Consider the following 13614-nt stretch of genomic DNA (forward strand, 5'->3'; position numbering starts at 1 on the left):
TGCCGGAAAGATTGAGGAGACCATCTTGGAAAATCCGGATGTATCCTGTATCGGGATTGACACTTGGGGCGTGGATTTTGGTCTCATCGACAAGGAGGGGAATCTGCTGCAAGCGCCCCACTGCTACAGAGATGAAAAGTTTTCCGAGGGCAGAGATGAGGCCAAGGCCCTCATGGAGGAATTTGAGCTTTTCCAAAACAGCGGAAATCAGATTATGACCATCAATACCGTCTATCAGCTACTGGCCTTAAAGAAGTTTGAGCCGGAGGTTTATGAGAAAGCGGATAAGCTCTTAATGATTCCGGATCTGCTTTTCTACCTTTTGACAGGAGAAAAGATTGGAGAGGAAAGCATTTGGTCTACAACAGGTTTATACGATTTATCCAAAAAGGCAGTTTCCGACCATCTATTTTCCAAACTTCAATTAAAGAAGGAGTTGGTTCCCCAAATTGTTCGAGCGGGAGAATGGAAGGGAAATACCAAAAATGCAAGGCTGGAAAGGCTTAGAAGCTTATCCATAGACGTGATTCCGGTTTGCGGACATGATACAGCCAGCGCCCTTTTGATGACGGAAAGGGATGCAGAGAATCAGTCTTTGTTCCTAAGCTGCGGTACCTGGTCCTTAATCGGAACTTCTGTAGAGAAGGCATTGGTCAGTAAAGAAGCCTATGAGAGGAATCTTACCAATGAGCTGAGTTACCGGTCGGAAACGCTTTTCTTTAAAAATATCACAGGACTTTATCTGTTAGAAAAGTATAAGGAGGAGTTGGAAGGAAGACTGGGAAGAAAGATTGCTTTTTCTGAGATTACAGCCTTCGTGCAAAAAGATACAGAGCCCGAAAGTCTACTGGACATGGACGCAGAGGTTTTTGGAAGAGAAGGCATAAAGGTAAAGCAAGAAATTGATGCTTATCTTCTAGCCAGGGGTGGGGAGCCTCCTAAGGATGACTTTTCCTACTTTACTCTGATTTATGCCAGCATGGTGGAAAAATACAGAGAAGTGAAAGAGGATATAGAGCGCATTTTAGGAAAGAGCTTCTCCAAACTTCAGATGATTGGAGGAGGGGCAAGGTCAGAGTATCTGGCGGAAAAGATAGCCAAGAACTTAAAGCTAAAGGTCAAGGCAGGCCCTTATGAAAGTTCCGCCCTGGGAAATATTCTCCTACTTTTACAAAAAGAAGGGGAGATAGGAAGTTTAGAAGAGGGAAGAAGGCTGATTTACGAGGCATCGGAAATTCGGGAGTATTCTTTCTGACAAGAGAATCTAAGGTCATAGAGTGTTTTAACTATAAAGGAGGCAATATGAATCATCCAAGAATCGGCATTAGACCCACCATTGACGGAAGATGGGGTGGCGTAAGAGAGTCTTTAGAAGAACAAACCATGAACATGGCGAAGAGAGCTGCACAGCTTATCTCTGATAATCTTCGTTATCCCGACGGAGAGCCTGTGGAGGTAGTGATTTCTCCCACAACCATCGGCGGTGGTGGAGAGGCCGCTATCTGCGAAGAGTATTTTTCCAAGGAAAATGTAGTGGGAACCCTGACGGTTACTCCCTGCTGGTGCTACGGAACAGAGACTATGGACTTAAATCCCAATACCATTAAGGCGGTTTGGGGCTTTAACGGAACAGAAAGACCGGGAGCCGTATATCTGGCAGCAGTTATGGCGGCTTATGCACAAAGAGGTCTTCCTGCCTTTTCCATCTATGGAACCGAAGTGCAGGACAAGGACGAAACCAGCATTACCGAAGATGTGCAGAAGAAGATTTTGGATTTTGCCAGAGCTTCGGTTGCCGTAGGAATTATGAAGAATAAATCCTATGTAAACATCGGTGCGGTATCCATGGGTATCGCAGGTAGTGTGGTAAATGTAGACTTCCTGCAAAAGTATTTGGGCATGAGAACAGAATGGGTAGATATGACAGAGGTTCTTCGCAGAATCAATCTGGAAATCTATGACCATGAAGAATATGAGAAGGCATTGGCTTGGGTAAAGGAATACTGTAAGGAAGGTATGGACATCAATGCCGGAAAGAATTTCCCCGAAGTTATCACCAAGTCCAGATTTATTCCGGATGACAAGCAGTGGGAGTTCTGTGTAAAGCATGTGCTGATTGTCAGAGATATTCTCTACGGAAATCCAAAGTTAAGTGCCCTTGGCTGGCATGAAGAGGCTCTGGGAAGAAATGCTATTGCAGGCGGATTCCAGGGACAGAGAATGTGGACAGACTGGCTTCCCAATGCGGACTTTACCGAGGCAATCATGGCCTCCGGCTTTAACTGGAACGGAAAGAAGATGCCCACTCCCTTTGCCACAGAGAACGATACCTTAAACGGTGTGGCAATGATGTTTGGATGGCTTTCCACAGGAAAGGCCCCCATCTTCTCCGATGTAAGAACTTACTGGTCTCCGGAGGCGGTAAAGAGAGTTAGCGGTAAGGAACTTAGCGGCTACGCAAAGAACGGAATTATCCACCTGATTAACTCCGGAGCAAGCTGTTTAGATGCCAGCGCCGGTGCAAAGGATGCAAACGGAAAGGGTACCATGAAGGAATGGTGGAACCTTACCGAAGAAGATATCAAGGCTTGCTGCGAAGCTACCGACTGGTGCAGAGCGGACTACGAGTACTTTAGAGGCGGCGGATTCTCCTCCCACTTTAAAACAGCGGCAGAGATGCCTGTAACCATGATTCGTGTAAATATGGTAGAAGGAGTTGGACCAACCTTACAGGTGATTGAAGGACATACCTGTGTACTGGAGGATGAAGTTCATAAGATTTTGGATGAGAGAACCAGTAAGACCTGGCCAACAACATGGTTTGCACCAAAGATTGGGGTTGGAGCGGCAGATTCCGTATATAACGTAATGGCTAAGTGGGGCGCAAACCATGGCGCAACAGTAGAAGGCCATGTGGGAGATAGACTTTTGACCTTAGCTTCCATGCTGAGAATTCCTGTGGCATTCCACAATGTGGAAGAGGGAAGAATCTTCAGACCTCACTCCTTCAACGGATTCGGCACAGCGGATTTAGAGGGACAGGATTACAGAGCCTGCGCTTACTACGGACCTTTATATAAGTAGAAAAATGCTTAAGGCTCCCCGTATAGGGGAGCCGGGGCTTAAAATCATAGAAGTTTTATTCTGTTCACAAGAAAATGGAGGATAAAACTTTTTAGAGAATCGGTAAGAAAAGAGGAAGACTTATGTTAATGGAAAAGGAAAGACTGCTTCTTATTGAGTACGGAAAAAAATTGGTAGAAGCGGGACTTACCAAGGGAACAGGGGGAAACCTTAGTATTTTTGACAGAGCTACAGGAAATGTAGCAATCACTCCCTCCGGAATCGACTTTTTCGAAATTCAGCCTGAGGACATTGTTATTATTGATCTGGATGGAAATACGGTGGAGGGAAAGAGAGTTCCTTCCTCCGAGTGGGCCATGCACATCATGCCCTATAAGTACAGAGATGACATTGATGCAGTGATTCATGCCCACACCATGTATGCCACCGTACTGGCTTGCTTAAGAGAGGATTTACCGGCAACCCACTACATGATTGCAGTGGCAGGAGAAACAGTTCGGGTGGCAAAGTATGCCACTTACGGTAGCAAGGAGCTTGCGGAAAATGCCTTTGAAGCCATGAAGGATAGAAAGGCGGTAATTCTTGCTAACCACGGCATTCTGGCAGGAGCAAAGGATTTACTCAATGCCTTTAACATCATCGAAGAGATTGAGTACTGCTCAGAAGTGTATACCAAGGCTAAGGCCATCGGAGAGCCGGTTATTCTTCCTAAGGAAGAAATGGAGCTTATGGCAGAAAAATTCAAGACCTACGGGCAGAGAGTGAGTACGAAAAAAGATTAGGAGGGAGATTTTATGGAAGCATTATTATCAATGAAAAATATCAAAAAATCTTTCTCCGGAGTTGCAGCACTTAAGAATGCCGAGTTGGAGTTAAATAAGGGAGAAGTAGTAGCCCTGATGGGGGAAAATGGAGCGGGAAAATCCACCCTCATGAAGATTTTAACCGGAATTTATTCCAAGGATGAGGGAAGTATTCACTTTGAAGGAAAAGAAGTGGAATACAAAACCGTTTCCGAGTCGGAGGCGGCAGGAATCGCCATTGTCCATCAGGAATTAAATATGATGAATGATCTGACAGTGGCACAAAATCTTTTTATCGGACAGGAGAGAATGAGTGGTTTCTTCATCGATGATAAGAAGATGGAAAGAGATGCGGAAGAGCTTTTTAAACGCTTGAATGTAAACATTAAGCCGGGAGCAAAGATTGGAGAGCTTACTGTAGGAAAGCAGCAGATGGTGGAAATTGCCAAGGCTATCTCCACAAATGCCAAGGTTATTGTTTTCGATGAACCTACAGCGGCATTAAGTAGCTCCGAGATTGAAGAGCTTTTCAAAGTTATTCGAGATTTACGGGAAAAGGGAACGGGAATCATTTACATCTCCCATAGAATGGATGAAATCAATGTCATTTCCGATAAAGTAACGGTTATGCGAGACGGGGAGTATGTGGGAACTTTGGTGACCAAGGAATGCACTAAGGACGATATCATCAAAATGATGGTGGGAAGAACCGTTTTCATGGATCCAAAGACTGAGTCGGCGGTGAAGGAAGGGGCGGAAGTAGTCCTAAAATGTGAGCATTTAAGCCGGGGTAAGGCAGTAAAGGACGTCTCTTTTGAACTTAGGAAGGGAGAAATCTTAGGCTTTTCCGGCTTGATGGGAGCAGGAAGAACGGAAGTGGCAAGACTGCTCTTTGGAGCGGACAAGCGGGATTCCGGAAAGATTTTCATTCACGGGAAGGAAGTGGATATTCAATCCACCGAGGATGCGGTTAAGGCAGGAATTGGCTATCTATCCGAGGATAGAAAGAGATACGGACTGTTGGTTGATAAGACCGTTGAGGAAAATACCTGTCTGGCCTCTCTGGAAAAGTTCCAAAAGGGCTTCTTCATTGATGAAAAGAAGTGTAAGGAACGAAGCGAAAAGTACGTGGAAGAATTGAGAACTAAGACGCCGAGTGTTAGCCAAATCATCAAAAAATTATCCGGCGGAAATCAGCAAAAGGTGGTTATTGCCAAGTGGCTGTTAAAGGATTCGGAGATTTTAATCTTTGATGAGCCTACAAGAGGAATTGATGTGGGAGCCAAGAGCGAAATCTATGAGCTGATGGAAAGATTGGTTTCCGAAGGAAAGTCCATTATCATGATCTCTTCGGAGCTGCCTGAGATTTTAAGAATGAGCGACAGAATCATCGTTATGTGCGAAGGCAGGGTGACAGGTTGTCTGGATATTGCAGAAGTCAACCAGGAAGCCATTATGACTTGTGCTACGAATAGACAGGGGGAATAAAGGTGAAGATTAAAAAGTTATTTTCAAACCAGCAGGCAGTGGTAGTAGCTGCCCTAGTCATTATATGTGTGGTTTTCTCGCTACTTACAGACAAATTTTTACAGGGAACCACCTTTACCAACATTTCCAAGTCTGCCTACTATGTAGCATTCATGGCGATTGGTGTTACCTTTGTTATTTCCACAGGAGGAATTGACTTATCTATCGGAACGGTAGCCATCTGTTGTGCCCTAATAGGCGGAACACTCATGGAAAACGGTTTGCCAATGCCATTGGTATTATTGGTGATTCTGCTTTGCGGTTCTTTGTTCGGACTGATTAACGGCATTTTGGTTTCCCGTTTGGAGCTTCCGGCTTTTATCGCAACCCTGGGAACCATGATGGTATCCAGAGGATTGGGCTCCATCGTTTCCAAGACAAAGACCATCTCCTTCCCTCAAGGTTCTGCGGAGGGCGCTTGGTTTAGAGAGATTTTTATGGTGACTAAGGATGGAGGTCTTTTACCAAAGAATTTCCCTACAGGATTTTTACTTTTGGCTTTCTGTGCGGCCGTTATGGCAGTAGTCTTAAACAAGACAAGAACCGGAAGATATATTTTATCCATTGGTTCTAACAAGGAAGCTACCAGACTTTCCGGTATCAACGTAAAAAAATATGAAACTTTGGCCTATGTATTTTCCGGCTTCTTTGCAGCATTGGCAGGAATTGCTTATGTGGCAGTATTCTCCACCGCTCAGCCTAATACAGGAAACGGTTTTGAGTTGGATGCCATTGCCGGTGTAGTAATCGGTGGAACCTCCCTTTCCGGAGGAGTAGGCTCCATCTTAGGAACCATCATCGGTGTGTTCATTATGACTGTATTGAAAATCGGTTTCCCCTATATCGGGGTACAGTCCCATTATCAGCTCTTTATCACAGGAATCATCTTAGTATTCGCTGTGTATATGGATATCTTAAATAGAAAAAGAAAGGTATAAGGAGGAAAGAAAGATGAAAAAAAGAATTATGGCGGTTGCACTGGCGGGAATGATGGCCCTGTCTCTGGCAGCATGTGGAGGTTCTTCCGCAAAGTCCGAGGGAACTACTGCAGCAGCAGGAAGCTCTGCAGCTGAGCAAAATGCTGAAAGCGTGGAAACAAAGATGGACGGAGAAGGTAAGAAGATTAACGTCATTGCTAAGGGCTTCCAGCACCAGTTCTGGAAGGCTGTAGAAAAGGGAGCAATGCAGGCAGGAAAAGAATATGGTGTAGAAGTTTCCTTCCAGGGACCGGACAATGAGTCTGCTATTGCACAGCAGGTTGAGTACTTGGATGCAGCTATCGCTCAGCAACCTACTGCAATCTGTCTTGCAGCATTGGATACTCATGCTGCTATTGGATCCATCCAGAACGCTATGGATAAGGGAATTCCCATTATCGGATTTGACTCCGGTGTACCTGATGCTCCGGAAGGTGCTATCAAGGCAAATGCTTCCACCAACAACTATGAAGCAGGAAAGCTTGCCGCAAAGGAAACCTATGCTTTAATCAAGGACAAGATTGAAGGCGCAAGTGAGACCGTTAGAATCGGTGTAGTGGCACAGGAGTCCAACTCTCAGTCCATCGTAGAAAGAACAAAGGGATTCGTAGAAGCTATGACAGAGCTTATCGGAGCAGATAAGGTTTCCGTAGAAGGACACGACAGCTTAAAGAAGGAAAAGTCCGGCGCAAAGGTTATCATCGACGTAGGTATCCCTGCAGAGGTTAAGGACGCAGACGCAGCAGCAGTTGCTTCCGCTATCTTAGAGAAGTCCGACCTTATTGCTATCTACGGTTCCAACGAGTTTGCGGCAAATGCTATCATTACTGCAAATGAAGGTTTGGACAAAATTGGTGACGGCAAGGTTGTAGCAGTAGGCTTTGACGCAGGAAGCAAGCAGTTACAGGCTATCAGAGACGGTTTATTTGCAGGTTCTGTAACACAGGATCCTGTACAAATCGGATACAAGGCTGTTGAGCTGGCAGTAAAGGCAGCAAATGGAGAGAGCGTATCTGATGTGGATACCGGTGCTCTTTGGTACAACAAGGACAATATGGAAGATGCAAAGATTGCTCCATGTCTTTACGAGTAATTCAAAGCAAAGGTAAATAGTACATTCTTTAACAATGGAATAGGGCGGATTTTCAAGATAGAAATCTGCAGTGAAAGGGGCTGTAAAAAATCAAAATAGTTTTCTAAGCAATATAGGTCTAATTTTGGGGCACGCTTTCGCTAGCTTCGCAACGTAGCGGATACTAAGTGAAAAATTTCGATTCTCTTGTTTTTCGCAAGTACCGACGGGCTCAGACTACCCCTCATTTAGCCCTATATTGCCGAAAATATATTTCTTATTTTGATTTTTTTACAGCCCCTATAAAAATACGAGGAGGAAAAGATGTTAAAAGGAATTCCTGCAATTCTTTCTCCGGAACTTTTAAAACGCTTATGTGAGATGGGACATTCAGACAGAGTCCTGATTGCGGATGGAAATTTTCCCTCCCATACCGTGGGAGCAAATGCCCATGTGATTCGTATGGACGGTCATGGAGTTTGTGAAATCCTGGATGCGATTTTACAGCTTTTTCCCTTGGATACTTACACGGAAAGTCCTGTGAAAATCATGGAAAAGGTACCGGGAGATCAGGTAGCTACCCCTATCTGGGATGAGTTTAAGGCTATTGTGGCAAAGTATGATTCCCGAGAAAACGCGATTGGCAGTATTGAGCGCTTTGCTTTTTATGAAGAGGCAAAGACCTGCTATTTGATTATCGCTACATCGGAAAAGGCCCTCTACGGCAATATTATGTTGCAAAAGGGAGTCGTGTAAAAGAATTTATTTATTTCATTAGGAGGATAATATGGCAAACAAAGTTGTACTGAATGAAGTATCCTATCATGGAAAGGGAGCAATCTTAAGTGTTACAGAGGAAGCAAAGCGTCGCGGTTTTAAGAAGGCCTTCATTTGCTCCGATCCGGATTTGATTAAGTTTAATGTGACCAAGAAAGTGACAGATTTACTGGATAAGGAAGGGCTTCCCTATGAGATTTATTCCGAGATCAAGGCAAATCCTACCATTGAAAATGTACAGGGCGGCGTAGCTGCATTTAAAAATTCCGGTGCAGACTATATCATTGCTATCGGAGGAGGTTCTTCCATGGATACCTCCAAGGCTATCGGCATTATCATTGCAAACCCTGCCTTTGAGGATGTAAGAAGCTTAGAGGGACTGTCTGCAACAACAAAGCCTTCAGTACCTATTTTTGCTATTCCCACAACAGCAGGAACTGCAGCAGAGGTAACCATTAACTATGTTATTACTGACGTGGAAAAGAAAAGAAAGTTTGTCTGCGTAGATTCCCACGATATTCCAGTAGTGGCTTTTGTGGATCCGGATATGATGTCCAGTATGCCAAAGGGACTTACCGCATCCACCGGAATGGATGCGCTGACCCACGCTATTGAAGGCTATACCACCAAGGGGGCCAATACCATTACCGATATGTTTAACTTAAAGGCTATTGAGCTGATTGCACAGTCCCTTCGGGGAGCAGTGGAAAATACTCCTGAGGGTAGAGAGGGAATGGCTTTAGGGCAGTACCTCACCGGAATGGGATTCTCTAACTGCGGATTGGGTATAGTTCACTCCATGGCGCACGGCTTAGGTGCATTGTATGATACTCCTCACGGTGTGGCAAACGCCATCATCCTTCCCACCGTTATGGAATACAATAAGGATGAGGTAGGAGAGAAGTTAAGAGACGTGGCAAAGGCTATGGGCGTTGCCAATACAGAGAAGATGAGTAAGGAAGAGTACCAAAAGGCTGCGATTGATGCGGTAAAGAAGCTGGCTGAGGATGTAGGTATTCCTAAAGATTTGAAGAACATTGTGAAGCCTGAGGATGTAGATTTCCTGTCTCAGTCTGCCATGGATGATGCTTGCAGACCTGGAAACCCAAGAGATCCTAAGCTTGAGGATATTCAGGAGCTGTTCAAGAGCTTATTATAATCATTCTTTCCGTGAAGCATCAGAAGCGCATATAAGAAAGCAAAAACAAAAATAGAAAATAAGATGTAGGAAATGAATAGTATATATCTTATCTGGTATTTATGTTTTGCATGATAAAAGGAAGGGCGGAAACTGCAGTTTTTGCGCTTCCTTTTCAGTGGAGAAAGCTTGGCGTTTTTCTAAAATAAAAAAAGATTTTTTTAAAAAGCAGCGGGGAGAGAAGAGAGAAAGAAGAGGAGTAAAAAAAGCCTGAAAAAAAGGCAAGAAATGGGGAAAATCATTGACTTATCAAGCTTCCGTTGCTAGAATACTACATCGAATCATTGGATGAAACGGCTTCTGGGTCTTCCAGAAGCCGTCATTGCAGTTTTAGAGAAAGGGCAGGGTAGCAGGTGGCTGAAGAAAAGAAAAACCTCCTTACCAGGGCAGGATTAAATAAGTTGGAGAGTGAACTTCATAATTTAAAGGTGAATAAGAGACAAGAGATTGCAGAAAAGATTAAGGAAGCCCGGGAACAGGGAGATTTGTCTGAGAATGCTGAGTATGATGCAGCAAAGGATGAGCAGAGAGAAATCGAAGAAAGAATCGTTGCCATCGAGTCCTTGTTGAAAAATGCGGAAGTAGTAGATGATGCGGAAGAAGGCACCATTAATATCGGATGTAAGGTAAAGCTGTTCGACAAGGAATTTGACGAAGAAGTGGAATACATGATTGTAGGTTCCACAGAGGCAAACTCTTTACAGGGAAAGATTTCCAACGAATCTCCGGTAGGTATGGCTTTATTGCGTCACAGGGTTGGAGATGAGGTTACCGTAGAGACCCAGGCTGGAGTTTTAGAGTACAAGGTACTTTCCGTAGAGAGAGCAAACGACGAATAAATGATCTTCTTATAAGGAGAAATCTTTCATAGGAGTATTATTCTTTTCAGTAGAAGACTGTTCTACACATATCAAGACAGGATTTAGGGAAGAGAAGATTCGATAAAATCAAAGGTTATTTGAAAAATAAGTTGGATTTGGCGCTAAGAAAGGATAGAAGGATGGGAGAGCAGGAAAAGCAAAAGGGAAATGCACCGGTGGACATGAACCACATTTTGAAGGCCAGATATGATAAGTTGGCAGAGTATCAGGCAGCTAAGGAAGATCCGTTTGAAATTACCAAAGCTGAACAGACCCATCATTCTACTGAGATCAAAGAGAATTTCAAGAGCTTAGAGAATCAGCAGGTCGTGATTGCAGGACGTATTTTATCCAAGCGTGTTATGGGTAAGGCCAGCTTTATGCATTTGCAGGATAGAGACGGCAGAATCCAGGTTTATGTAAGCCGGGAAAGTCTCGGGGAAGAAGAATACAAGAAGTTTAAGAAGCTGGACCTTGGCGACATCGTGGAAGTTAGAGGTTATGTTTTCGAAACCCAGATGGGAGAGATTTCCGTTCACGGAGAGAAGATTACCCTGCTTTCCAAGTCCCTGTACCCACTTCCTGAGAAGTTCCACGGCTTAACTGATACTGACACCCGTTATCGTCAGCGCTATGTGGATCTGATTATGAATGAGGACAGTCGTACCGTTTTCATGAAGCGTTCTCAGATTCTTCGGGAAATCCGTAACTTCCTTGCCGGAAGAGATTTCTTGGAGGTGGAGACACCGATGCTGGTGGAAAATGCCGGCGGTGCAGCAGCTCGTCCCTTCGAAACCCACTACAATGCCTTAAATGAAGACGTAAAGCTTCGTATTTCCTTAGAGCTTTATCTAAAGCGTCTGATTATCGGCGGCATGGAAAGAGTTTATGAGATTGGAAGAGTGTTCCGTAATGAGGGAATTGACACCAGACATAATCCGGAATTTACCTTAATGGAGCTGTATCAGGCATATACAGACTACGAAGGAATGATGGAGCTGACCGAGTCTATGTTCCGTTATCTTGCAGAAAAGGTTTGCGGGACTCTGCACATCAGCTACCAGGGAACTCCCATTGATTTGGAAAGCCCCTTCCGTCGCTTGACCATGACCGAGGCGATTAAGGAATATGCAGGCATTGACTTTGATCAGATTAAGACTTTAGAAGAGGCAAGAGCCCTTGCGAAGGAAAAGGAAATTGCCTACGAAGAGCACCATGGTATCGGAGACATTGAAAACCTCTTCTTCGAAGAGTACTGCGAGGAAAAGCTGGTACAGCCAACCTTTATTATGGATCATCCGGTGGAGATTTCTCCCCTTACCAAGAAGAAGCCTTCCGATCCTTCCAAGGTAGAGCGTTTCGAGCTCTTTATCTACGGAAGAGAGATGGCCAATGCTTATTCCGAGCTAAACGATCCTATCGACCAGAGAGAGCGTTTCAAGGCGCAGGATGCTTTGGCAGATGCGGGAGATGAAGAAGCAAACCACACCGACGAAGACTTCCTGCATGCAATGGAAATCGGAATGCCTCCCACTGGAGGAATTGGTTACGGTATTGACCGTCTGGTAATGCTTCTTACCGATGCGGCATCTATCCGTGACGTACTGCTCTTCCCCACAATGAAGTCCTTAGACAAGAAGGATGAGGGAAAGAAGGGAGAAGAGGGTGAGGCAGGAAATGCCAACACCGGTTTCTTTACTCCAAATAATAAGATTGATTTCAGCAATGTGAAAATCGAGCCATTGTTTGAGGAGACTGTGGATTTTGAGACCTTCAGTAAGTCCGACTTCCGTGCGGTAAAGGTAAAGGATTGTGTTCCTGTTCCAAAGAGTAAGAAGCTTTTACAGTTTACCTTGGATGACGGAAGCGGCAGCGACAGAACGATCCTTTCCGGAATTCATGCATATTACGAGCCGGAAGAGCTGATTGGAAAGACATTGATTGCTATCACAAATCTTCCCCCAAGAGCAATGATGGGAGTAGAGTCCTGCGGTATGCTACTTTCCGCCATTAACCAGAAGAAGGATAGTGATGAGGAAGAATTGCACTTGCTGATGGTGGATAACCATATTCCGGCGGGGGCGAAGTTGTACTAGTATTTTGCTTATTGTTGAAATATTTAAAGAAGAGTTTATGCTTTATGGCGGATGAACTTAAGTTCATCCGCTGTTTTATGTAAAAAAAGAACTTATGGAACTTATGGGAGAGCTAAACTTTACTAATGCATGTCTGGGAAAAACAATAGTGGCTTGCAATAAAGAGTTATGTGGAGGAAAGCACTATAAAGGTATTAAGAATGCCTATATATAATGAATTTGGCTGCATAACTATTGACGATTCTCGTATTGATGAAACATGCAACGCTTATTTTAAGTGGAAAGACCTAAATGCATATATTTCCAATAATAGTTACAGAGACATAAATATGCCGGATACAATAAGTGAACCTATGGGTGATATTATTTAGGGTTGCTGTGGAACAGAGGTGATGAAGCTGGTGATGCTACACCGATTTTAAACCAGGTAATAAAATTGATTTTAAAGCGACTTCACGTTTTGAAGGAGATTTGCCATCATTTGCTACGAGTATTCTTTTTCTTGTATTTCTAATAAAAACTGGTGTTTTATGTTTGTTAGAACGAATCCATTATATTAATATTGTCTTTTTGTAATGATTTTACGTAATTTTTAGGAGTGACACCACAATATTTCTTGAAAATCTGAGAGAAATATTGTGGGTTGTTCCCACAACCTACTTTTTCTGCGATTGTAGATATGTTATAAGATGGAAATTCAGATAACAGTTCTTTGGACTTTTCAATGCGAATGCGAGTTAAATATTGCGAAAAATGTTCTCCGGTTTCTGTGGTGAATTTTCTACTTAGATAATCAATATTCATGAACATGACTTTTTCTCCTATCCATTTGAGAGAAAGCTCAGTCATTTCAATGTGACTTTCTACATATTCTTTAATTCTGTCACTTATGTTCATTTGTGCGTTTTCATTTTGCTTAGAATAATATAATTTGTTTATCTGTTCTAAAATCAATTGTTTTAGAACAGAAAGGTCTTGGATTTTATCTATTTCTGATAGAAGCTTGGTACCGGAAACAGCATTAATTGCAGTAGTTTTAGATAAAGACGACGTGATAATTGCAGATGCAAACTGATGAAGATAGTTAGCATCTGTTCCATGCGAAAGGGTATCCTTAAGTTCATTAAAACTTTTTTGAGATAATACCGGATCAACAGAGTACATATTTTTTGTAATTTGAAAAATATTGCGCAAAATATTGCTACTGTTAGATAGCTCTA

11 protein-coding genes are annotated in these 13614 nt (G+C 43.4%); 10 read left to right on the forward strand and 1 reads right to left on the reverse strand.

The features are described from left to right. From RYL27_RS07905 to lysS, 10 genes are all read left to right on the forward strand, one after another. On the forward strand, nucleotides 1-1255 hold a 1255-nt coding region (locus RYL27_RS07905; RefSeq protein ID WP_314966403.1), incomplete at its 5' end, for a rhamnulokinase. 47 nt (nucleotides 1256-1302) lie between these two features. Continuing rightward, nucleotides 1303-3084, forward strand: coding sequence for an L-fucose isomerase (locus tag RYL27_RS07910; RefSeq protein WP_314966405.1), 1782 nt, complete (start codon nucleotides 1303-1305; stop codon nucleotides 3082-3084). A gap of 122 nt (nucleotides 3085-3206) precedes the next feature. After that, nucleotides 3207-3866 (forward strand): L-fuculose-phosphate aldolase, encoded by a 660-nt coding sequence (locus RYL27_RS07915; RefSeq protein ID WP_007156641.1) that lies wholly within the window; start codon nucleotides 3207-3209, stop codon nucleotides 3864-3866. A gap of 12 nt (nucleotides 3867-3878) precedes the next feature. Continuing rightward, nucleotides 3879-5375, forward strand: coding sequence for a sugar ABC transporter ATP-binding protein (locus tag RYL27_RS07920; protein WP_007156640.1), 1497 nt, complete (start codon nucleotides 3879-3881; stop codon nucleotides 5373-5375). A 2-nt stretch (nucleotides 5376-5377) separates the two neighbouring features. Continuing rightward, entirely contained in the window at nucleotides 5378-6352 is a 975-nt protein-coding gene (locus RYL27_RS07925; RefSeq protein ID WP_007156639.1) for an ABC transporter permease, read from the forward strand. Between the two features lie 13 nt (nucleotides 6353-6365). Then, on the forward strand, nucleotides 6366-7484 hold the full coding sequence (locus tag RYL27_RS07930; protein ID WP_314966407.1) for an ABC transporter substrate-binding protein: 1119 nt from the start codon (nucleotides 6366-6368) through the stop codon (nucleotides 7482-7484). Nucleotides 7485-7787: 303 nt separating this feature from the next. Beyond that, nucleotides 7788-8219 carry an RbsD/FucU family protein gene (locus RYL27_RS07935; protein WP_314966409.1) on the forward strand — a complete coding sequence of 144 codons (432 nt, stop codon included), beginning with the start codon at nucleotides 7788-7790 and terminating at the stop codon, nucleotides 8217-8219. Nucleotides 8220-8250: 31 nt separating this feature from the next. Then, the gene (gene fucO, locus RYL27_RS07940; protein ID WP_314966410.1) at nucleotides 8251-9399 is read left to right on the forward strand and encodes a lactaldehyde reductase; all 1149 of its coding nucleotides are present in this window, start codon (nucleotides 8251-8253) and stop codon (nucleotides 9397-9399) included. Nucleotides 9400-9791: 392 nt separating this feature from the next. Next, nucleotides 9792-10277, forward strand: coding sequence for a transcription elongation factor GreA (greA, locus tag RYL27_RS07945; protein WP_314346534.1), 486 nt, complete (start codon nucleotides 9792-9794; stop codon nucleotides 10275-10277). A gap of 161 nt (nucleotides 10278-10438) precedes the next feature. Next, on the forward strand, nucleotides 10439-12394 hold the full coding sequence (gene lysS, locus RYL27_RS07950; RefSeq protein WP_314966412.1) for a lysine--tRNA ligase: 1956 nt from the start codon (nucleotides 10439-10441) through the stop codon (nucleotides 12392-12394). A 537-nt stretch (nucleotides 12395-12931) separates the two neighbouring features. On the opposite strand, the gene RYL27_RS07955 is transcribed toward lysS, so the two are convergent. Continuing rightward, nucleotides 12932-13614, reverse strand: a 683-nt coding sequence (locus RYL27_RS07955; protein ID WP_314966414.1) for a helix-turn-helix domain-containing protein, incomplete at its 5' end; no start/stop codon positions are given.

Origin of the sequence: Oribacterium sinus, assembly GCF_963537195.1 — a bacterium.
Classification (GTDB): domain Bacteria; phylum Bacillota; class Clostridia; order Lachnospirales; family Lachnospiraceae; genus Oribacterium; species Oribacterium sinus_A.

Coding starts and splice junctions, on each gene's coding strand:
- RYL27_RS07910 (WP_314966405.1), top strand. CDS start 1,303: ATGAATCATCCAAGAATCGGCATTAGACCCACCATTGACGGAAGATGG.
- RYL27_RS07915 (WP_007156641.1), top strand. CDS start 3,207: ATGTTAATGGAAAAGGAAAGACTGCTTCTTATTGAGTACGGAAAAAAA.
- RYL27_RS07920 (WP_007156640.1), top strand. CDS start 3,879: ATGGAAGCATTATTATCAATGAAAAATATCAAAAAATCTTTCTCCGGA.
- RYL27_RS07930 (WP_314966407.1), top strand. CDS start 6,366: ATGAAAAAAAGAATTATGGCGGTTGCACTGGCGGGAATGATGGCCCTG.
- RYL27_RS07935 (WP_314966409.1), top strand. CDS start 7,788: ATGTTAAAAGGAATTCCTGCAATTCTTTCTCCGGAACTTTTAAAACGC.
- fucO (WP_314966410.1), top strand. CDS start 8,251: ATGGCAAACAAAGTTGTACTGAATGAAGTATCCTATCATGGAAAGGGA.
- lysS (WP_314966412.1), top strand. CDS start 10,439: ATGGGAGAGCAGGAAAAGCAAAAGGGAAATGCACCGGTGGACATGAAC.